The following is a 21,802-nucleotide window of genomic DNA, read 5'->3' on the forward strand; positions in this document are numbered from 1 at the left end:
CTGCTGTCTGGCAATTTGCGGGGCAGCTCCAACTCACAGGAGAATTCGGTGCGCTGGTTACCGTTAGTGATTTTTTTTGTTTTGGCCTGGATTGAGATCTCAATCTTCATTCAGGTCGCGCATGCGCTGGGCGTGCTGCTCACCATGCTGCTGGTGATCTTCACCTCGTGTATTGGTGTGTCGCTGGTGAAAAATCAGGGCATGAAGAACTTCCGGCTGATGCAGGAGAAGCTGGCGCGTAACGAAAGCCCGGCGGCTGAGATGACCAAAAGCGTTTCGCTGATCATCTCCGGCTTCCTGCTGCTGTTGCCTGGTTTCTTCACCGACTTTCTCGGTTTACTGCTGCTGTTGCCGCCGGTGCAGAAGCATCTGACCTTGAAACTGATGCCGCATCTGCGCGTGTGGCGCGGACCGGGCGCCGGTCCGGATGCCGGTTTCACCGTGGACGGTGAATACGAGCGCAAAGATCAGGACCGAATTGGTCACGATAAGGACCAATAAATTCATCAAGGCGGCGCAAGCCGCCTTTTTGCTGCATTTTTCGCCATCTGTTGCAGAAACGAAAATATTTATATTTTTTGCCCTTGAAAGCCCACTTATTGCCCCTATCTCTTCCAGCACGAGGCCGGAAGCCATGCAGTCCGGTTCAACCCCAAAAAATGAATGATTGGACTTCTCAAAGGAGAGCTATCAAATGAAAATTCGTCCATTGCATGATCGCGTCATCGTCAAGCGTAAAGAAGTTGAAGCTAAATCAGCGGGCGGCATCGTGCTGACCGGTTCAGCTGCCGGTAAATCTACCCGCGGTGAAGTCCTGGCTGTTGGCAAAGGCCGCATCCTGGAAAACGGTGAAGTTAAGCCACTGGACGTAAAAGTGGGTGATCTGGTGATTTTCAGCGAAGGCTACGGTGCTAAAACCGAGAAAATCGACAACGAAGAAGTTCTGATCATCTCCGAAAGCGACATCCTTGCAGTAGTTGAAGCGTAATTTACGCGTAATTCACTGAACGAAACGAATTTAAGGGATATTTGAAATGGCAGCTAAAGACGTAAAATTCGGTAATGACGCACGCGTGAAAATGCTGCGTGGCGTAAACGTACTGGCAGATGCAGTAAAAGTTACCCTGGGCCCGAAAGGCCGTAACGTGGTTCTGGATAAATCTTTTGGTGCACCGACCATCACTAAAGATGGTGTTTCTGTTGCGCGTGAAATCGAGCTGGAAGACAAGTTCGAGAACATGGGTGCACAGATGGTGAAAGAAGTTGCCTCTAAAGCGAACGACGCAGCAGGCGACGGCACCACCACCGCAACCGTTCTGGCTCAGGCGATCATCACCGAAGGCCTGAAAGCTGTGGCTGCGGGCATGAACCCGATGGATCTGAAGCGCGGTATCGACAAAGCAGTTATCGCTGCCGTTGAAGAACTGAAAGCGCTGTCTGTACCTTGCCAGGATTCACGCGCTATCGCACAGGTTGGCACCATCTCTGCTAACTCCGACGAAACCGTGGGTACTTTGATCGCTGACGCGATGGACAAAGTGGGCAAAGAAGGCGTTATCACCGTTGAAGAAGGCACCGGCCTGCAAGACGAGCTGGACGTGGTTGAAGGTATGCAGTTTGATCGCGGCTACCTGTCTCCGTACTTCATCAACAAGCCTGAAACAGGCGCAGTTGAGCTGGAAACCCCGTTCATCCTGCTGGCTGACAAGAAAATCTCTAACATCCGCGAAATGCTGCCAGTGCTGGAAGCCGTTGCTAAAGCCGGTAAGCCACTGCTGATCATTGCAGAAGACGTGGAAGGTGAAGCACTGGCAACGCTGGTGGTGAACACCATGCGCGGTATCGTGAAAGTGGCTGCGGTTAAAGCACCTGGTTTCGGCGATCGTCGTAAAGCTATGCTGCAGGATATCGCTATCCTGACCGGCGGTACCGTGATCTCTGAAGAGATCGGTATGGAGCTGGAAAAAGCTACCCTGGAAGATCTGGGTCAGGCTAAGCGCGTTGTCATCAACAAAGACACCACCACCATCATCGATGGCGTGGGCGATCAAGGCGCTATCTCTGGCCGTGTTACTCAGATTCGTCAGCAGATCGAAGAAGCGACCTCTGATTACGACAAAGAGAAACTGCAGGAGCGCGTAGCGAAACTGGCAGGCGGCGTTGCCGTTCTGAAAGTGGGCGCAGCAACTGAAGTTGAAATGAAAGAGAAGAAAGCACGCGTTGAAGATGCTCTGCACGCGACCCGTGCTGCAGTAGAAGAAGGCGTGGTTGCAGGTGGTGGTGTGGCGCTGGTTCGCGTTGCAGCGAAAATCGCCGCATCTGGCCTGAAAGGCGATAACGAAGATCAGAACGTGGGTATCAAAGTTGCGCTGCGCGCAATGGAAGCGCCACTGCGTCAGATCGTTTCTAACGCCGGCGAAGAGCCTTCAGTTGTTGCTAACAACGTGAAAGCGGGCGACGGTAACTACGGTTACAACGCGCAGACCGAAGAGTACGGCAACATGATCGACTTCGGTATCCTGGACCCAACCAAAGTGACCCGTTCTGCGCTGCAGTACGCTTCATCTGTTGCAGGCCTGATGATCACCACCGAAGCGATGGTGACCGATCTGCCTAAAAACGATGCACCTGATTTAGGTGGCGCTGGCGGTATGGGTGGCATGGGCGGAATGGGCGGCATGATGTAATTGCCCCTGACTGCTTAAGTCATCTGGAAAACCCCCGATCGGAAACGGTCGGGGGTTTTTCTTTTGCTGGGGAACAAGGTATAAGTAAGGGCGCAATACTTCGGCTTTACGGGTTTAGGGCAATGAATGTTCAGAAAAAAAGTGCGCTTTTCTGCTACGCTGCCGCCCGACACTGATGATAATAAATGGGGATTACAATGCGGATTAACCTCTTGCTCGGTCTGGCAGTCGGAACTTTACTGCTGGCGGGCTGTAGCAGCTCCAATCAACTGAGTGCTGGCGGCGAACGTGTGACCTTCGTCGACCAACAACCCGCGAGTCAATGTCAGCTGCTGGGAACGCTTACCGGCTCCCAGAGCAACTGGCTGAGCGGTTCAGGCGGTGAAGGCAGTTCACTGCGTGGCGCAGCTAACGACCTGCGTAACCGCGCGGCTGAAATGGGCGGCAACGTGATTTATGGCGCCACCAGCCCGACGCAGAATTTGCTGTCAGCTTTCGCGCCGCTCGATAGCAAAATGACCGGCCAGGTGTATAAGTGCCCGTGATTTTTCCGGCCTAATGGCCTGAAAGATGAAAAGCAAAATGGCCGAAAATTCTCGGCCATTTTGTTATTTGCGCAACGCTGCCATCTCATTACGTACGCGTGTTAGTTCGTCCTTCGCCTCAGAGAGTTCTTCGCGCTTGTCCTCTAATCGACGTTGATATTTGCGAATTCTTTTCGCATCGCCATCCATGCGGGCGCGCTGTAGATCAAACTCGATTTCTCGAATAGATTTCTGCTTACTCGCGACTTTATCGCTGAGTTTATCCAGCTGACGCTGCGTGTCTGAAATAACACTACTTCTGCTGCAGTGGGCATCCAACTCGGTGAGTGCACTGCGCAGGCCAGCGATGCGGGCAGGGTTATTATTGGCTTCGGCGTAACGTAACTCTTCGCTGATGGCCGCGTGACGTGAGCCGCAATCCTGAGCCGCTTTAGCCTTCATGCTTAAAAATAAACTCAATGACAATAATGCCAGCAATATCAATGCTAACTTTTTCATAAAAGCTCCTGGCTTCCAAAAGCACACTATGTGCTCGATCGTTCCAGGTGCTTTTATAGAGGAACTGAACTGGGGAAACACCCAGTCGTGTCTGGCTTATTCCTGACGCAGCTGTAAATCCAGCGGCGTCTTGCTTGGCTCTCCGCCAATCTCTCGCGCCAGTTTTGGCACCATATAACCGGACACCATCGCCAGCAGCTGGCGCACCAGCACGCGCGCTTCTTCATCGGAAACAAAGAAGTGCGCCGCGCCTTGCACCTTATCCAGCACGTGCAGGTAGTAGGGCAGAATGCCGGCATCAAACAGCGCATTACTGAGATCCGCCAGCGTCTGCGCATCATCATTCACATCACGCAGCAACACGCTCTGATTAAGCAGCGTAACGCCTGCACGCTTCAGCATCTGCATGCCGTAACGCAGCTCGTCATCAATTTCCTGCGCGTGGTTGATATGGCTCACCATCAACACCTGCAGACGCGTGTCGGCCAGAATCTGACACAAGCCTTCAGTGATGCGCGCCGGGATCACCACCGGCAAACGGGTGTGAATACGCAGGCGTTTGAGGTGCGGGATTTTTTCCAGCGCGTCCACCAGCCATGCCAGCTCATGATCTTTCGCCATCAGCGGATCGCCGCCGGAGAAGATAATCTCATCCAGTTCCGGATGCGTGGCGATGTAATCAATCGCCGCTTGCCAGTTGCGCTTGTTGCCCTGGTTATCCTGATAGGGAAAATGACGGCGGAAACAGTAGCGGCAGTTGACCGCACAGCCGCCTTTTACCAGCAGCAGCGCACGGTTTCTATACTTATGCAGTAAACCCGGCACCACGCTGCTTTGTTCATCCAGCGGATCGGTGCTATAACCTGGCGCATCAATAAATTCCTGACGGCTGGTGAGCACTTGCAGCAGCAGCGGGTCCGTTGCATCGCCTTTTTTCATGCGTGCGATGAAGGCGCGCGGTACGCGCAGGGCGAAAAGCTTGCGTGCATCAGCGCCTGCAGCCAGATCAGCATGCTGATCAAGAGATAAAAGTTGCAGTAATTCAGCAGGTTCGGTGACAACATCAGCTAGTTGCTGCAACCAATCTTCTCTGACGGGGGGATTTAGGGTTACAATGTGTGCCATTTTTTTGGCTATTTACCAGTTCAATATTTACAGAGGGCCTTTATGGCGACTTATCTTAGCAACGATTTCCGTCCCGGTCTTAAAATCATGTTCGAAGGCGAGCCATATGCCATCGAAGCCAGTGAGTTCGTTAAGCCGGGTAAAGGCCAGGCATTTGCGCGCGTAAAAATGCGTCGTCTGCTGACCGGTTCTCGCGTTGAGAAGACCTTCAAATCTACTGACTCTGCCGAAGGCGCAGACGTTCGTGATATGACGCTGCAATACTCTTACAACGACGGCGACTTCTTCTACTTCATGCACCCGGAATCTTTCGAGCAGTATCAGATCGAATCTAAAGTGCTGGATGACGTGACCAAGTGGCTGCAGGACAATGCGGATTGTATCGTTACCCTGTGGAACGATAAAGCGATCGCTGTTCAGCCACCAAACTTCATCGAAGCTGAAGTTATCGAAACCGATCCAGGCCTGAAGGGTGATACCGCAGGTACTGGCGGTAAGCCAGCTACGCTGTCGACTGGCGCGGTAATCAAAGTGCCACTGTTCGTACAGATTGGCGAAGTGGTAAAAGTGGATACCCGCTCTGGCGAATACGTTTCTCGCGTAAAATAATCGTCAAATCAGGCGCATCATCGATGCGCCTTTTTTCTCTCTGTGTGTTTCCCTTCTCTTTTTTCATCCGCCCAATCCGCAGTTTTACAGATCAAGACTATGCTTTAAGAGCTGTACTTTTACTGCAACCAAAAAGGATATGGCTATGTTAAAGAAAAGTATTGTCGCGATTTTTTCCGTGCTGGTGCTCTCATCCGTTCTGACCGCTTGTAACACCACGCGTGGTGTTGGCGAAGATGTTCAGGCGGGCGGCAAAGCGATTCAGCGCAGCGCACAGTAAGATATTCCGGTGTGAAAGCGACTTTCGCACCGGTTCTCTCTATTTCTGCTCCACCCAAATCAGTTCATCCACCGGGAATCCGGCACTTCTGGCCTGTTCAACCAAACGTTGTTTAACGCTTTCATCCAGTTGCGGCGTACGCGACAGAATCCACAAGTAGCTACGATTCGGCCCGCACACCAGCGCATAGCGATAGTCAGGATCCAAGGCAATCACGTTGTAACCGCCATAGAACGGGCCAAAGAATGACACTTTAAGCGAGGCGCGCTGTTTATCGCCGGTGAAGTAGGCTTTGCCCACGCTCTCCTGCCAGCGCTGTTTCTGCTGATTGTAGCCACGATTGATCACCTTTAAGCCGCCATCGTCGCGCGGACTATAATTGGCAGTAACCTGTTGTAATCCTCGCTCAAAGCGGTGATCGAGGCGGGCGATCTCATACCATTGGCCGAGATAGCGCTGACTATCGAAACCTTCTACCACCGTGACGCCTTTGGGCGGCGTGGTCGTGCAGGCAACGGAGAGAAAGGCGCTCAGGCTGGCGAGCAGGGTTTTCCATGGGGACATTGTGGGATTCCTTTACGATTTAATGGGTTAAGTATAGCTGCCCGATACCAAATTGCTGCCTGCGCCCGCTGTCGTTGTTTGCTATCGGCAATGCGGGTAGACTTCCACCCCTTATCTGTATGAGGAGTCATCAACATGAGCGAAACGGCAAGCTGGCAGCCGAGCGCATCCATTGCCAATTTGTTGAAACGCGCCGCTATCATCGCGGAAATACGTCGTTTCTTTGCCGATCGCGGCGTGCTGGAGGTCGATACCCCGGCGATGAGCCAGGCGACCATCACTGACATCCATCTGGTACCGTTCCAGACGCGTTTTGTTGGGCCAGGCGCAGCCGAAGGGCGCGATTTGTGGCTGATGACCAGTCCGGAATATCACATGAAGCGCCTGCTGGCGGCCGGAAGCGGCCCGATTTACCAGATGGGCCGCAGCTTCCGTAACGAGGAAGCAGGACGTCACCACAATCCCGAGTTCACCATGCTGGAGTGGTATCGTCCGCACTACGATATGTACCGCCTGATGAATGAAGTGGACGATTTGATGCAGCAGGTGCTGGAGTGCGACAGCGCTGAATCGCTGTCGTATCAGCAGGCGTTTATCCGCCATCTGGAAGTGGATCCGCTGTCGGCCGATAAAGCACAGCTGCGCGAAGTGGCGGAGAAGCTGGGCGAGGGCGAGCTGGCGAATCGTGAAGAAGACCGCGATACGTTGCTGCAACTGCTGTTTATGCTGGGCGTTGAACCGAAGATTGGTAACGATAAGCCGTGCTTCGTCTACCACTTCCCGGCAACACAGGCCGCGCTGGCAGAGATCAGTACCGAAGATCACCGCGTCGCCGAGCGCTTTGAGGTTTATTACAAAGGGATTGAGCTGGCGAACGGTTTCCGTGAGTTAACCGATAGCCGTGAGCAGCGTCAGCGCTTTGAGCAGGACAATCGTCGTCGTGCTGCGCGCGGCCTGCCACAACATCCTATCGATACCAATCTGCTGGATGCGCTGGCGCACGGTATGCCTGCTTGTTCTGGCGTGGCGTTGGGCGTAGATCGTTTAATCATGCTGGCGCTGAAAGCCAGCTCGCTGAGCGAAGTGATCGCCTTCCCGGTCGATCGCAGCTAAATCATCAGGGCGCGCAAGCGCCCTTATGGCGTGGTGGTGGCGGGCGCGGTCACTTCCGGGAATTCCTGAATCGTCACCGGCAAGGTCATTTTCTTTTCATTGCGCAAAATCTGCACGTCAATCACCGAACCCGGACGAATTTCTGCCACCTGATCCATGGTTTCCTGCGCCGAGAGCGCCGGTTTGCCATTCACTTCCAGCAGCACGTCATTAGCCTGAATGCCGGCGCTATCGGCAGGCCCGCCCGGCGTGACGTCGCTAACGATAATGCCCTGTACGCGATCGAGATTATTGCCCTGGCCATGCAGCGGCGGCAGTTCACGTCCGGTAATGCCGATATAGCCGCGAATCACCCGGCCATCACGAATCAGCTTATCCATGATTTTGCTCGCCAGCGCGGTGGGAATGGCGAAACCAATCCCTTCCGGCGTTTCGCCATCGCTGCTTTTATCAAACGTCAGGGTATTAATGCCCATCAGTTCGCCCAGCGAGTTAATCAATGCGCCGCCCGAGTTGCCCTGATTGATTGAGGCATCGGTCTGCAGGAAATTTTGTCGTCCGGATGAGCTCAGGCCCACGCGTCCGGTGGCGCTGATAATGCCTTGCGTCACGGTTTGGCCTAGGTTGTAAGGGTTACCGATCGCCATGACGACGTCGCCGATGTGCGCGATACGTTTGGCGTTGATGGGGATAACCGGCAAGTTGGAGGCGCTGATTTTCAACACCGCTAAATCGGTCATGGCATCGGAACCCACTAAGGTGGCTTCGAAGAAGCGTCCATCCTGCAGCGCGACGATGATCTGATCGGCGTTATTAATCACATGTTTATTCGTGAGGATGTAGCCTTTGCCGTTCATGATCACGCCGGAGCCGAGCGTGGTGATGCCGCGATTATTGTTGCCGTGGGCGCTGCGGTTATAGACGTTGACGACTGCGGGCACGGCGCGTCGCACACCCTGATTAAAACTAACGGGTGCTTCATCGTCGCTATTGTCATGTTCAAAGGTGATGTTGCTGCCCATACGCAGCGCAGGGATCGCGACAAGCAGTAAGCCAGCCACGATCAGGCCCATCACCACAGAACGCAAAAGTTTAAGAAACATGGTGTTATTTCAAGCCAGGTGAGATCGCAGGGCAGAATAGCATGAGAAAGGCGGACAAACACCTGCTTGTCCGCCTGATGCGAGGATTATCGCAGAAGCAGGTAAATACTCTCTTCGCCGCGCACCACGTTCAGTGCCAGCACCGGCGGTTTGCCTTCCAGCACTTTGCGCATTTCGGCAATAGAAGCGACGCGATTGCGGTTCACGCCGATGATCACATCATCTTTCTGCAAACCGACTTGCTCCGCTGGTGTGCCTTTTTCGATGGCATCGACTTTCACGCCTTTATCACCGGTTTTGGTCGCGCCGTCGCTCAGCGTTGCGCCTTGCAGTGCCGGAGACATCAACTGTGCGCTGGCGGTGGTTTGCGCACTCTGTTCCAGCGTAACGGTAACGTTGACCGGTTTGCCTTCACGCAGCAGGCCGATTTTCACGTCCTGGCCCGGCGGCGTGGTTCCGACTTTCACGCGCAGCTCGGCAAAGCTGGTGATCGGCTTATCATTGATCGAGGTAATGATATCGCCGGCTTTGATGCCCGCTTTCTCGGCGGCTGACTTCGGCAGTACTTCTGAAACAAAGGCACCGCGCTGCGCATCAACGTTAAACGCTTTGGCGATATCGGCAGTCATTTCCGTGCCTTTGATGCCGAGCTGACCGCGCTTCACTTCGCCGAACTGAATCAGCTGCTGCGCCAGATTCATCGCCATGTTGGCGGGAATGGCGAAGCCAATGCCGATGTTGCCGCCGCTTGAGGCCAGAATCGCGGTGTTGATACCAATCAACTCGCCATTCAGGTTCACCAGCGCACCGCCGGAGTTACCGCGGTTAATCGCGGCATCGGTCTGAATGAAGTTTTCCAGACCTTCCAGATTCAGGCCGCTACGACCCAGCGCGGAGATAATGCCCGATGTGGCCGTTTGACCCAGACCAAACGGATTTCCGATGGCCACGGCAAAATCACCCACCTTGAGCGAATCGGAATCGGCGATTTTTATCTGCGTGAGATTTTTCGCGCCTTCAACCTGAATCAAGGCGATGTCGGTTTGTTCATCGTGACCAATTAACTTAGCGTCATATTCGTTGCCGTCACCCAACTGCACGCTAATTTTATCGGCGTTGCTGACCACATGGTTGTTGGTGAGGATGTAGCCTTTAGCGGCATCGATGATCACGCCAGAACCCAGACCTTCAAAGGGCTGCGGCTGAGATTGGCCCGGTGCCTGACCAAAAAAGCGCTTCAGCGGTTCAGGAATCTCCTGCGCCTGCTGGCCGCTGTCGGTACCTTCAACACGCACGCTCACTACTGCGGGCAGAACTTTTTCCAGCATCGGTGCCAGGCTTGGCAATGCTTGTCCCTGAATCTGGGCAGGAAGAGTCGCCAGCGCACTCGGCGCCGCAGCCAAACTCATCCCGATACCCAAGGCTAATGCGCTTAACAGACGTGCTTGTTTTTTCATTGCTACAACGCTCTCGCTGCGAAAGGGATAAAAGAAGTGTGACAGTAGTTTGTGGTTTGTGTTCGAAAACAAAAAGGGCACAGCCAAGCTGTGCCCCAAAAGGATTAATTACGCGGTGCGCGGTCGCTGCCACGTAACAGGCCGGATGCGCCTTCAGAGTAATCGCGCGGCATCTGTACCGGCGCCTGATCGTTATCCGCTTCGGCTTCCGTTAGCTGGTAGGCAAACGGGTTTTTCTCGCCTGGCAGGTTTGGCAGCAGGTCGTTAGAACCTTTCGCCATGTGCTGATACAGCTGGCGATAATCATGCGCCATGTTGTCCAGCAGCTCGGCGCTGCGGGCGAAGTGGTTAGTGAGCTCCTCGCGGTAATCCGCCAGCTCCGACTTCGTTTTTTCCAGTTCATACTGCATGCTACGCTGCTCGCGCAGCTTCTTGTTGCCAAAACGCATGACGACTGCGCCGACAATAATGCCAATCACTAAACCAATCAGCCCGTATTCCCAGGTCATAATGACTCCCGTGTAATTTCCGTTGTTTCGTAGGGCATTGCTTCTGTTGCAACATCAACTTCAATAGCAGCCACTATACCCAATAATCTATTGGAAGTGGAACTATCGGGCTGCATCGCTTAGTGTAGAGCGGCCTAATTTTCGTCAACCGACCCGTGAATCGGACTTTTTCAGGGATTCTGAGAGAACCATGCAAACCTCATCTCCGCTTGCACGCTACGAGCAGGCGCTGTCGCAGGGCGAATTCCGCCCGGATGACGTACAACGAGAAGCGATTACCCGCTTAGATACCATCCAGCAAGGATTGATTGCCCGCCAGCAACAGGTTGAACCGGCTGCCAAAGGTCTGTTTGGCCGCTTGTCTAAGATGATCAATAAAGAGAAAAGCACCCACGAAGCGCCCGTGCGCGGCCTTTATATGTGGGGCGGTGTGGGACGCGGTAAAACCTGGGTGATGGATCTGTTTTTTCAGTCAATTCCTGGTGATCGTAAGCTGCGCCTGCATTTCCACCGCTTTATGCTGCGTGTCCATCAGGAACTGACGCAGCTGCAAGGCCACAGCGATCCGTTGTTGATTGTTGCCGATCGCTTTAAAGCAGAAACCGACATTCTCTGTTTCGATGAGTTTTTTGTCTCGGATATTACCGATGCGATGCTGCTGGGCACGCTGATGGAAGCACTTTTTGCGCGCGGCATTTCGCTGGTGGCAACCTCGAACATTCCGCCGGATGAGCTCTATCGCAATGGTCTGCAGCGCCCGCGTTTCCTGCCTGCCATCGAACAAATCAAGCGTCATTGTGACGTGATGAACGTGGATGCCGGTATCGATTACCGCTTGCGCACCTTAACCTCAGCGCATTTGTGGAACTTCCCGCTCAACGATGCCACGCACAGTGAAATGGAGCGCATGTTCCGCGCGCTGTCAGGCAAAGCGCGTGAAGACGCGCCGGTGCTGGAGATCAACCATCGCCAGATGCCGACGCTCGGTGTGCATGAAGGCGTGCTGGCGATCAATTTCCTGACGCTGTGCGGCGAAGGGCGCAGTCAGCACGACTATATTGAGCTCTCGCGCCGTTTTCATAGCGTCTTGCTGTATGATGTGCCGGTGATGATTTATAAGACCGAAGATCAGGCGCGCCGCTTCCTGGCGCTGATCGATGAGTTCTACGAGCGCCACGTGAAACTGGTTGTCGCGGCTGAAACATCACTGTTTGAAATTTATCAGGGCACACGCTTGAAGTTTGAGTATCAGCGCTGCTTGTCGCGTTTGCAGGAGATGCAGAGCGAAGAGTATTTGCGTCTGCCGCATCTGCCCTGATGACGTGGCATAAATCGTAGGTTTTAGATGCAAAAAGGTTCGATCTTTGAGTTCGACTTCTCTATAATCTTGCGACCCCACGTTACAGCATCGGTTTTCTTTCCCAAGAACTCGATGTGATCCGGTAACTCACTTGAAGGGGTGGCTTGCTGGGCAAAATGGTCGTGTGAGCCTCAATCGTTTACTTAGCGTTTGGGATTTCACCAACGTGTAACTTTTTATTTGGGTAAGCTTTTCAATGAAAACTTTTACAGCTAAACCAGAAACCGTACAGCGTGACTGGTATGTTGTTGACGCAACGGGCAAAACCTTGGGTCGCCTGGCGACTGAACTGGCGCGCCGTCTGCGTGGTAAGCACAAAGCGGAATACACTCCGCACGTTGATACCGGTGATTACATCATCGTTCTGAACGCAGAAAAAGTTGCTGTAACCGGCAACAAGCGTACTGACAAGATTTACTATCACCACACTGGCCACATCGGTGGTATCAAGCAAGCGACCTTTGCAGAGATGATCGAGCGCCGTCCTGAGCGTGTGATTGAAATCGCGGTTAAAGGCATGCTGCCGAAAGGCCCACTGGGTCGTGCTATGTACCGTAAACTGAAAGTTTACGCAGGCAACGAGCACAACCACGCGGCGCAGCAACCGCAAGTTCTTGACATTTAATCGGGATTATAGGCAATGGCTGAAACTCAAAACTACGGCACTGGTCGCCGCAAAAGCTCTGCCGCTCGCGTCTTCATCAAGCCGGGTAGCGGTAACATCGTAATTAACCAGCGCTCTTTGGAGCAATACTTCGGTCGCGAGACTGCACGCATGGTCGTGCGTCAGCCGCTGGAGCTGGTTGATATGGTTGGTAAATTTGACCTGTACATCACTGTTAAAGGTGGTGGTATTTCTGGTCAGGCTGGTGCGATCCGTCACGGTATCACACGCGCTCTGATGGAGTACGACGAGTCTCTGCGTTCTGAACTGCGTAAAGCGGGCTTCGTTACCCGTGATGCGCGTGAAGTTGAACGTAAGAAAGTCGGCCTGCGTAAAGCACGTCGTCGTCCGCAGTTCTCCAAGCGTTAATTGTTTGCTGCTTCGGCAGCGGCAGTTGGCTCAAAAAACCCGCTTCGGCGGGTTTTTTATTGTCTGCATTTATGATTTTTTCCCACGAAAAACGCGAGCTTTACCCGCATTTTGCCCGCAAATCATCACGCCCGCCCCACAAGCTGCTTAAAATCTGGTAAACTCACTGTCACTTTGCGCCTGCGAGACGCAGCGTTGTGCTTGTCGTTCCTGTCGGGAAGACCGGACGATGCGACTAACGCTGACGGTAGGCGAATCTGATGAGCCGGTGAGTCGCCGCGTGGTTGGCTATTCGCAGTATCTTTTTGTGAACAAACTTGGAGGTTTTCATGGCTGTCGCTGCCAACAAACGTTCGGTAATGACGCTGTTTTCTGGTCCGACTGACATTTTCAGCCATCAAGTACGTATCGTACTGGCTGAGAAGGGCGTCAGCGTGGAGATCGAGCAGGTTGAAACGGATAACCTGCCGCAGGATCTGATTGACCTCAACCCGTATCGCACCGTACCGACGCTGGTCGACCGTGAACTGACGCTGTATGAATCACGCATCATCATGGAATACCTCGATGAGCGTTTCCCGCATCCACCGCTGATGCCGGTTTATCCGGTCGCGCGCGGTGAAAGCCGTCTGATGATGCACCGCATTGAGCAGGATTGGTACAGCCTGATGCGCACCATCGAAACCGCCAACGGTGCAGAAGCCGACGCAGCGCGCAAGCAACTGCGTGAAGAGCTGCTGGCGATTGCGCCACTGTTCGCACGCACGCCGTTCTTCATGAGCGAAGAGTTCAGCCTGGTGGATTGCTATCTGGCGCCGCTGCTGTGGCGCTTGCCGCAGATGGGTGTTGATCTGTCTGGCGCGGGTTCAAAAGAGCTGAAAGGCTATATGACGCGCGTGTTTGAACGTGACTCTTTCCTTGCGTCACTGACGGAAGCAGAACGTGAAATGCGCCTGCAAGCTCGGGGCTAATGTATGGAAATGTCGCAACTAACGGCGCGTCGTCCTTACCTGTTGCGGGCGTTCTACGACTGGTTGCTTGATAATCAGTTGACGCCGCATCTGGTGGTCGACATCAATCTGCCTGGTGTGCAGGTGCCGCTGGAATATGCGCGTGATGGGCAGATCGTTCTGAACATCGCGCCGCGTGCGGTAGGTAATCTGGATCTCGCCAATGATGAAGTGCGCTTCAACGCGCGTTTCGGTGGCGTACCCCGTCAGGTTTCTGTGCCGATGGCTGCGGTTCTGGCGATTTATGCCCGTGAAAACGGCGCTGGCACTATGTTCGAACCGGAACCGGCTTATGAGCTGGCAACGGACGATCAGGATGGTAGCGGTCAGGAAGAGACGATGATGTCTGTGATTGATGGCGATCGTCCGGATGATGCGACTGACGACGATCACTCGCCAGATGATGAGCCCCCGCCGCGTGGCGGACGACCTTCACTGCGTGTGGTGAAGTAAAACGTGCAATAAAAAACGGGCCGATTGGCCCGTTTTTTTATACCTGCGCGTCTTAGTAGACGTCGCGCAAGTAGCGTTTATCTTTCTTCAGCTGATCAACGTAAGCCGCCGCACGCTCGCTGGACAAGCCACCGAACTGACGAACCACTTCATACAGCGCGGCATCAACATCTTTTGCCATGCGTGATGCATCGCCACACACGTAGAAGTACGCGCCATCCTGCAGCCAGGCGTACAGCTCAGCGCCTTTCTCCAGCATGCGATTTTGCACGTAGATCTTCTCTTCCTGATCGCGCGAGAAGGCCAGATCCAGATTAGTCAGCAGACCTTTCTCCTGCCATGCCTGCAGCTCTTCTTCGTAGATGTAATCGTGTGCCTGATGCTGGTCACCGAAGAACAGCCAGTTTTTACCTTCTGCGCCCGTTGCCTGACGTTCCTGCAGGAAGGCGCGGAACGGTGCGATACCGGTGCCAGGTCCAACCATGATCAGCGGTGCATTGCCGTTTGACGGTACGCGGAATGCTTTGTTCGGCGAGATGAAGATCGCCGGCTTTTCGCCGCGACGTACACGTTCAGCCAGATAAGTTGAGCACACGCCTTTACGCTCGCGGCCACCGCTGTGGTAGCGCACGGAAGCGATGGTCAGATGTACCTGATTTGGATGCGCTTTCGAGCTCGACGAGATGGAGTAAGCGCGATGCTGCAGTGGACGCAGCATGGCAACGAATTCCGGCACCGACAAGCTGCGCGTCAGCTCAAGCTGCAGCAGATCCAGCGTGTCTTTGCCCCACAGCCAAACGGCAAGGGTATCTTTGTCGTCGTGCTGCAACACGTGACGCAATTCCTGGTTGGTGGTGTTCTGACCAACCCATTCAATCAGTTTGCGTGACGGCTCCGAAATTTCGAACTGATAAGTCAGCAGATCGCCAAGGTTACGGTCAAAGCCAGGTACCGGCGTTTCGTAATCGGCTTTCAGCTGAGTCAGCAGCAGTGAAACCAGTGACGCGTCGTTCACCGGGATCACACCCAGCGCATCGCCCGCTTCATATTTCAGACCGCTGTCGGTGAGATCAAACTCAAAGTGACGAATATCTTTCGCCGACTCTTCAGCCGACAGGCGCTTATTGGTCGCCAATGCGGCCGCGTAAGGGTTTTGCTTATTGCTGCCCGGAATGACAGGTGCTTCTGGCGCGCTTTCTAATGCATTACCGCTGCTGCCCGCACTGGCGGCGAATTGCGGCATTGCCGTGCCAATCCATTCGCTGGATGGCTCTTCGAAGTCGATATCGCAGTCGATACGATCGGCGACGCGTTTCGCACCGAGCTGCTCCAGACGCATATCGATGAATTTACCTGCCTGGCAGAAACCGTCGTAGCCGGTGTCGCCAATCGCCAATACCGCAAAATGCATCTGCTCCAGACGTGGCGCGGTGCTGGCTGAAATCGCGTTCCAGAACAGCTGAGCGTTATCCGGCATTTCGCCTTCGCCGTAAGTCGAGGTGACGATCAGCACGTGACGCATGGTAGCGAACACATCCAGATCCACTTCGCCCAGCGCCTGCACCACTGGCACTAAACCTTTGGCGCGTGCGGCTTTAGCAGCCGTTTGCGACAACGCTTCAGCGTTACCGGTCTGTGAACCGAACAGGATATGCAGCTGGGTGTTTGCACCCGCAGCCGGTGCGCTCTGCTTGTCTTCTAATACCAGCAGGCGCGAATGGAGACCGGCGAGGAAGCCCGCCAGCCAGTATTTCTGCTCACCGTTAAACGGTGCATCTTCAGGAATGTAAGGAATTTTCATCGGTAAGGCACTCAATCCTGTTCAATCAAAATATAAAGACTAAATTACACATGTTCATTAGCACTGCAATCAGGAAAGTTTCCCGACCGCAGCAGCGATTTCTGGTAGTGCAGCACGCGCAAACAGCTCTTCAAAATCAGGCAGATGGCCAAGCACTTCGCGGTTGCAGGCATCCTGATAAATGATCCAGCCGTAAGTCGCCAGGCTGTCCATGGAGCGAATGTTGCGCTGCGTTAACGCCGCTTTGTAATCCGCCATACGTTTAGCGGCGATCAGGCTTGCCAGTTCGTCATCGCTGTAGCTCTCAATCGCCGAGCGTGCATGACGTTGCAGACGGCTTATCAAGGTGAAATCTTCGGTCATCAGCAGATTGCGTACCGCTTTTTCCACCGCCGGATCTTCCACCGCCGTGCCTTTCGGCAGTTTGCCCAGAGCCAGCTGCTGCGCGAGGCTGAGAACGGTGTAATTGTTCAGCAGAACAAACATCTCCAGCGTATCTGTCGCGCCGTAAGCCGGAACCGCGCCGTTGGCAATGGTTTTACCGTCACGCCAGGCCGATTTGAACTTCGTCACCTGATGCGCAGCCAGCGACGTTGACAGCTCTTCAAGCAAGTCTTTACGTGATTTGGCTTTGAGGATTTCGGTGCCATCCTGATACAGCAGCAGTGAACGCGGCATCACATACACAAAGTGATGACACTCGGTTTCCCAGTTATCCAGCAGCCAGGCCGCGCGTGGCGATTGGGTTGCTTCCAGATGCCAGTTAAGCATGGTCAGCACCGCTTGCTTGTGCACCTGCGCCATTTCATCATCATCGGCGATGGAGCCAAACAGCACTGAATCACCTGCCGCATGCGCAGCCAGCGATCCATACGGGTCGTACTGGTAAGCGAAACCGCCGCTCATGCCGTTGCCGAAGCCTTTACCAAAGGTGCCAAGGTTAAGAATGGCGCCGTTGGTCATGTATTCGCAGCAGAAGTCACCCACGCCTTCAACTACCGCGGTTGCGCCGGAGTTACGCACGGCGAAGCGGTCACCCGCCTGGCCCTGAACAAACAGACGACCGCCGGTCGCGCCAAACAGCGCGAAGTTACCGATCAACACGTTGCCATCGCTGTCTTGTGCGCCGCCGCCTGGTGACATCACCACCAATTCGCCGCCGCATTGGCCTTTACCGACACCGTCGTTGCAGGTGCCGTAATGCTTCATTTGCATGCCGTCGTTGCAGAACGCGCCGAACGACTGGCCGGCAGAACCGCTGGTATTAATCAGCACGCTACGCGGTGCCAGATAATGACGACCGCGATCGTCTTTCATGACCGCCGGCAATGCTGCCAGTTGATCTTTAGGTAATTCATGGTTCAGCATGCGCTCGATATCGATCGCCAGTTGACCGCCCACGCTCTTGTTACGGTTGTTCAGGGTGATGCCCGCGCCCAGCGCGATTTCACGGCTTGCCGCGCCAACCAGCTGCGTTTTCAGCTCGTTAACCCAGCCATCATCCAATTCAAAGTCTTTTTCCAGATACACCGGCTTAGCAATTTTCTGCTCTGGCACCACGGTCAACATAGCGCGCAGATCCAGTTTGCCGACTTCCAGCGGGTGATCCATCAAGTGCAGAAGATCCGAACGGCCGCGCGCTTCACGTAATGAACGCAAGCCGAGGCGGGCGAGGAACTCACGCACTTCCTGCGCCACGTTGATGAAGTACTGCGCCAGCTGACGCGGATCACCATCAAAGGCTTCAGCGTTGGTGGTTAAACCGGCCGGGCATTTGACGTTACAGTTTTTCGCCATCACGCATTTCAACATCATCAGCGCGGTGGTGCCGAACTCGAAGCTGTCGCCACCGAGCAGGGCAGATTTGATCACATCGCTGCCGGTCTGCTGCGCGCCGGAGCAGCGCAGCTGCACTTTGTCGCGCAGGCCGTTAGCACACAGCGCCTGATGCACTTCAGCGATACCGATCTCCGCGACGCGGCCGGTGTATTTAAGGCTGGTAACGGAAGCCGCGCCGGTGCCGCCGGTGTTACCCGCGACGTTAATCACATCCGCGCCGGCTTTCGCCACGCCGACGGCGATGGTGCCGATACCTTCAGATGAAACCAGCTTGACGATGACGCGCACGCGCGCGGCTTTACAGTCGTGGATCAACTGAGCCAAATCTTCGATGGAGTAAGTGTCGTGGTGCGGCGGCGGTGAAACCAGCTCGACGCCCGGCGTACCGCCACGCGCGGCGGCAATTTCAACGGTCACTTTCGGTGCCGGCAACTGACCGCCTTCACCGGGCTTCGCGCCCTGACCGATTTTGATCTCCAGCTCTTCCAGCATTGGATCAGCAAGATAAGCCGCCCACACGCCGAAACGACCCGATGCCAACTGCTTGATACGTGACGCACGGATGGTGCCGTGACGTGAATAGTGCTCGCCACCTTCACCGCAGTTACTCATGCCGCCAACCATGTTGGTACCGTGTGCGACAGCTTCATGCGCAGGCGCAACCAGCGCACCGTGGCTCATCGCACCGGAAGCAAAGGTACGCGTGATTTCATGTGCCGGTTGAATCTCTTCCAGCGGCAGCGATGGCAGCGCGGTGAAGATCAGCGACAGATAATCAGCGGCTTTGCCGTAAGCGGTGATGTGCAGTACGCCATCCGCCACGCTGCTGCTTTCGATATCGTCGGTGAAACGGGTTTTCAGCGCACGCACCAGCGCTTCCAGGCGCTCGTTCTCTGGTTTCAGGCCAGCAATCGCATCGATCAGACGCAGCTCAAACTGGTTCAGGCTGCCGTTCACCGCTTCACACTTCAGGCCTCGCGTAGCGAAGCCGTTGTTCACCAGCGAGTAGCGGCCCAGTTTGCGGCCGAATTCGGCTTCGCTATCAACGTGGGTCAAATCGCACGGCAGCGCAAGGATGTCGCGCAGCGCCGCTGGACGACGTTTACGCTCGGCATGCATCAGGCCGGAGAACTGACGGTAATCTGGCGTGATGGCAAAGGTGTCGATTACATCATTCGGGATGCGCTCAAAGCTGCTGTCTTTAAAGGCTTCTGCTTTGATGTTGAATGCGTTATCCAGTTTGGCCAACGTCATCAAACGAATAAAGTTGTCCTCTTCGCGCTCTTTATTAGCAAAGCGAATCGGCTGTTCCGTCATATCGATAAAGGTACGTACCGCGATGGTACCGTACGAGTGTCCCGCGCCTTCAGCACGCTCTTTGAACAGGCCGAGCAACGGTACTTCCGCTTCGCCCTGAATTTTCAACGAGCTCTGGTGCCAGTCAACTGCCATCTGAGCGATCGCCGGGAAGCCTGCGCCGCCGACAGGAGTTTTGATATTCGGGAAATATTTCTTCAATACCGGATCGTCGGTATTCAGGAAGTTCGGCTCGAAGAACTCGCCGCAGCTGTAGCTCTCAACCGTACACAGGCCGACTTTACCCATGGTTTTCATCAGCGCTTTTTCGGCTGCTTTGGCATAGCGTTTAAAGGCTTTGTTGCCTTCTTCGCCTTCACCAAATTTCTCTTCCGCACGCATCTGCACGCCGAGTGGGTAAACGGCAGAAGCACCGAAGCCCAGCGTCGCCGCGATGTGGTGTGAAGAGATGCTTTGACCACTTTCGACTACCAGCGAAACATCCAGACGCAGACCTTCCTGCACTAAGCGCTGGTTGATCGCCGACACCATCAGCAGCATCGGAATCGCTGCGTGGGTTGAGGAGATATGACGATCGGTGATCACCGCGATGCCGCCTTGCTGGCGTGCGAAATCCACCACCTGCTGAGCTAAGTCATCAATGGCTTTTTCCAGCGCGTTGGCGTTGGCCGCACGGCTGACGATATCTTTGCCAACGACTGGCTCATACAGCATCTCGAAGCGCGCATAAGGTGCGACGGTTTGCTCGCGCAGGCGCAGCATGTCGAGGTGCGTCAGGATTGGCGTCGGAACTATGATTTGCTGACCTTTGCTGCGGCCGAGATGCGGTTTCGCACCCAAGGCAACACGCAGCGTCATGCCGTCCGCTTCACGAATCGAATCGAGCGGCGGGTTAGTGACTTGCGCAAATCGTTGTGAGAAGTAGTGCGCCATGCCGCCTTCGTGGTCGGACAGGCCATTGATGGCGTTGCCGTAACCCATTGCTGAGATCTTCTCAGCGCCGGTTTGCAGCATCGGGTCCATCATGAATTTGAAGCTTTCCTGGTTGTAGTAGTAGGCGACAAAACGTTGATAGGTTTTGAGGTCACCACGATAACGCAGCGGCGAACCAAGCTGCTCCGCCTGAATTTCCGGCAAGTCGGCGAGATCGATACGCGCTTTGCCCAGCAGCGACAGGTAATCTTTTTCAGCCGCCAGTTTTTCCAGCGCTTCAACCGTGGTGTAAGAGCGTTTCTCTTTGTGATCGTAATAGAGCATGCCGCCCGCTTCGATACGGCCACGACGCAGTACGCTTTCCGGTGGGAAGGCGATCTGGCCTGCTTCAGACATCGCACCGATGTATTCCGCAGTTTCAACGGAACGCAGTGGACGGAGGCCGAGGCGGTCAAGACGCGCGCCGATCACTTCACCGTTACCGAAGATCAGCGCAGCTGGGCCATCGTTCTTCTCTTCATATAAAGAGAAGTACTCGAGCATGGCGCGCACTTCGTTTGAGAGTGACGTATCGTTCTCCCACGCCGGCGGCATCATCGAAACCACGGCGTTGATCAGGTCGAGATTATCTTCCATCAAACGGCTGTGGATGCTCTGGTCGAGACGTGAGCTGTCTGACTGACCTTTTGGACGCACGATTTTTTTACCGCGCGCCAGCATCAGTGCCGCTTCAGCAATGCGATTTTTACGATCGGTGTTCAGCTCGCCGTTGTGCGCCATTAAGCGGAACGGTTGCGCCATGGTGGTATGCGGATCGGTGTTGGTCGAGAAGCGGGTGTGGAAAAACAGCCCGCGCACCTGATGGTCCGCATCGGTCAAATCTTTGAAGTATGGGATCACTTCGTTGGAGTTCAGGCGTGCTTTAAATACCTGCGTGCGCGAAGAGAGCGACAGCGGATAGAGGCCGCCGAATTCGCTTTCGGTAAAGGCGCGTGCTTCGATATCCAGCAACGCGCGATAAATCTGGCGCTCGAATTCGAGTTGTTCAGTCACTTCCTGCGGCGCGGCAAATATCCACTGCACAATCGGCAGCTGGAATTGCAGGGCGGCCGGGCGCGTCACGCTGCCGTCCAGCGGCATATCGCGTTTCACTAAGATCGGGAAGTTATGCGCCGCCAGCGTTTCTTCAACCAAACGCTCAGCGTTGGCTCGCAGCTCTGCATCTTTTGGCACAAAGAAGTTACCCACGCCGAAACGGCCGGCTTCCAGCGCCAGACCGGTAACCTTGCGGAAGAAGTTCAGGGAGAGATCGACGTTTACACCCGCGCCATCGCCCACGCCTTCGGCAGACATGCCGCCACGATGCGGGACTGTGCATAGCGCGCTATGGGCCATCCGCAGAATCTCATGAGTCTGCTCGCCGTCCTTACGGGTAATGAAACCTACACCACAGCTATCACTTCCGGCTGATGGGTCATACAAACCATAGGGATTCGGTTTTTGCGTGGACATTGAGAGTCTCCTTAAACTTCTTTTGACATTACCTGCATTATTTCGCGTACCGCA

At 54.6% G+C, this 21,802-nt stretch carries 20 protein-coding genes; 12 read left to right on the top strand and 8 right to left on the bottom strand.

The annotated features are described in order from the left end of the window. Nucleotides 1-48: 48 nt before the first annotated feature. The 4 genes from BM323_RS11275 to BM323_RS11290 all read left to right on the top strand — a co-directional run bounded on the left by BM323_RS11275 (nt 49) and on the right by BM323_RS11290 (nt 3,232). Nucleotides 49-501, top strand: a complete 453-nt coding sequence (locus BM323_RS11275; protein WP_036648355.1) for an FxsA family protein — start codon at nt 49-51, stop codon at nt 499-501. Nucleotides 502-694: 193 nt separating this feature from the next. After that, nucleotides 695-988, top strand: a complete 294-nt coding sequence (locus BM323_RS11280; protein WP_008104420.1) for a co-chaperone GroES — start codon at nt 695-697, stop codon at nt 986-988. 46 nt (nt 989-1,034) lie between these two features. Then, nucleotides 1,035-2,687: a chaperonin GroEL gene (groL, locus tag BM323_RS11285; protein WP_008104418.1), complete on the top strand. Its 1,653-nt coding sequence runs from the start codon at nt 1,035-1,037 to the stop codon at nt 2,685-2,687. Between the two features lie 197 nt (nt 2,688-2,884). Then, nucleotides 2,885-3,232 carry a DUF4156 domain-containing protein gene (locus BM323_RS11290; RefSeq protein WP_008104416.1) on the top strand — a complete coding sequence of 116 codons (348 nt, stop codon included), beginning with the start codon at nt 2,885-2,887 and terminating at the stop codon, nt 3,230-3,232. A 63-nt stretch (nt 3,233-3,295) separates the two neighbouring features. On the opposite strand, the gene BM323_RS11295 is transcribed toward BM323_RS11290, so the two are convergent. Together BM323_RS11295 and epmB are read right to left on the bottom strand one after the other, a co-directional pair. Continuing rightward, nucleotides 3,296-3,730, bottom strand: a complete 435-nt coding sequence (locus BM323_RS11295) for a DUF1090 family protein (protein WP_008104414.1) — start codon at nt 3,728-3,730, stop codon at nt 3,296-3,298. 96 nt (nt 3,731-3,826) lie between these two features. Then, nucleotides 3,827-4,855: an EF-P beta-lysylation protein EpmB gene (gene epmB / locus BM323_RS11300; RefSeq protein ID WP_008104412.1), complete on the bottom strand. Its 1,029-nt coding sequence runs from the start codon at nt 4,853-4,855 to the stop codon at nt 3,827-3,829. Nucleotides 4,856-4,897: 42 nt separating this feature from the next. On the opposite strand from epmB, the gene efp reads away from it, so the two are divergent. Beyond that, on the top strand, nt 4,898-5,464 hold the full coding sequence (gene efp, locus BM323_RS11305) for an elongation factor P (protein WP_008104410.1): 567 nt from the start codon (nt 4,898-4,900) through the stop codon (nt 5,462-5,464). A gap of 145 nt (nt 5,465-5,609) precedes the next feature. Continuing rightward, a complete protein-coding gene (locus tag BM323_RS11310) occupies nt 5,610-5,744 on the top strand; it encodes an entericidin A/B family lipoprotein (RefSeq protein ID WP_008104408.1) in 135 nt (44 codons plus the stop codon). 39 nt (nt 5,745-5,783) lie between these two features. On the opposite strand, the gene BM323_RS11315 is transcribed toward BM323_RS11310, so the two are convergent. After that, nucleotides 5,784-6,308: a lipocalin family protein gene (locus BM323_RS11315; RefSeq protein ID WP_008104407.1), complete on the bottom strand. Its 525-nt coding sequence runs from the start codon at nt 6,306-6,308 to the stop codon at nt 5,784-5,786. Nucleotides 6,309-6,443: 135 nt separating this feature from the next. On the opposite strand from BM323_RS11315, the gene epmA reads away from it, so the two are divergent. Beyond that, on the top strand, nt 6,444-7,421 hold the full coding sequence (gene epmA / locus BM323_RS11320; protein ID WP_008104404.1) for an elongation factor P--(R)-beta-lysine ligase: 978 nt from the start codon (nt 6,444-6,446) through the stop codon (nt 7,419-7,421). 23 nt (nt 7,422-7,444) lie between these two features. Here the strand turns inward: epmA and degS are convergent, their stop codons facing one another. From degS to zapG, 3 genes are all read right to left on the bottom strand, one after another. Then, a complete protein-coding gene (degS, locus tag BM323_RS11325) occupies nt 7,445-8,524 on the bottom strand; it encodes an outer membrane-stress sensor serine endopeptidase DegS (protein WP_008104403.1) in 1,080 nt (359 codons plus the stop codon). Between the two features lie 86 nt (nt 8,525-8,610). After that, nucleotides 8,611-9,981, bottom strand: coding sequence for a serine endoprotease DegQ (degQ, locus tag BM323_RS11330; protein ID WP_008104400.1), 1,371 nt, complete (start codon nt 9,979-9,981; stop codon nt 8,611-8,613). A gap of 104 nt (nt 9,982-10,085) precedes the next feature. Next, a complete protein-coding gene (gene zapG / locus BM323_RS11335; protein WP_008104398.1) occupies nt 10,086-10,490 on the bottom strand; it encodes a Z-ring associated protein ZapG in 405 nt (134 codons plus the stop codon). Nucleotides 10,491-10,680: 190 nt separating this feature from the next. On the opposite strand from zapG, the gene zapE reads away from it, so the two are divergent. From zapE to sspB, 5 genes are all read left to right on the top strand, one after another. Continuing rightward, on the top strand, nt 10,681-11,808 hold the full coding sequence (gene zapE, locus BM323_RS11340; RefSeq protein WP_008104396.1) for a cell division protein ZapE: 1,128 nt from the start codon (nt 10,681-10,683) through the stop codon (nt 11,806-11,808). A gap of 238 nt (nt 11,809-12,046) precedes the next feature. Then, nucleotides 12,047-12,475 (top strand): 50S ribosomal protein L13, encoded by a 429-nt coding sequence (gene rplM / locus BM323_RS11345; protein ID WP_007886599.1) that lies wholly within the window; start codon nt 12,047-12,049, stop codon nt 12,473-12,475. A gap of 15 nt (nt 12,476-12,490) precedes the next feature. Then, entirely contained in the window at nt 12,491-12,883 is a 393-nt protein-coding gene (rpsI, locus tag BM323_RS11350) for a 30S ribosomal protein S9 (RefSeq protein ID WP_007886600.1), read from the top strand. A gap of 329 nt (nt 12,884-13,212) precedes the next feature. Then, nucleotides 13,213-13,854, top strand: a complete 642-nt coding sequence (gene sspA / locus BM323_RS11355) for a stringent starvation protein SspA (protein WP_008104394.1) — start codon at nt 13,213-13,215, stop codon at nt 13,852-13,854. A 3-nt stretch (nt 13,855-13,857) separates the two neighbouring features. Beyond that, nucleotides 13,858-14,346 (top strand): ClpXP protease specificity-enhancing factor, encoded by a 489-nt coding sequence (gene sspB, locus BM323_RS11360; protein WP_008104391.1) that lies wholly within the window; start codon nt 13,858-13,860, stop codon nt 14,344-14,346. A 52-nt stretch (nt 14,347-14,398) separates the two neighbouring features. Here sspB and BM323_RS11365 read toward each other — a convergent pair whose 3' ends face one another. Together BM323_RS11365 and BM323_RS11370 are read right to left on the bottom strand one after the other, a co-directional pair. After that, nucleotides 14,399-16,147 carry a sulfite reductase subunit alpha gene (locus BM323_RS11365; protein WP_008104389.1) on the bottom strand — a complete coding sequence of 583 codons (1,749 nt, stop codon included), beginning with the start codon at nt 16,145-16,147 and terminating at the stop codon, nt 14,399-14,401. 69 nt (nt 16,148-16,216) lie between these two features. Then, nucleotides 16,217-21,748: a glutamate synthase-related protein gene (locus tag BM323_RS11370; protein WP_008104388.1), complete on the bottom strand. Its 5,532-nt coding sequence runs from the start codon at nt 21,746-21,748 to the stop codon at nt 16,217-16,219. Nucleotides 21,749-21,802: the final 54 nt, after the last annotated feature.

Source organism: Pantoea sp. YR525 (assembly GCF_900116775.1).
Classification (GTDB): Bacteria; Pseudomonadota; Gammaproteobacteria; order Enterobacterales; family Enterobacteriaceae; genus Pantoea; species Pantoea symbiotica.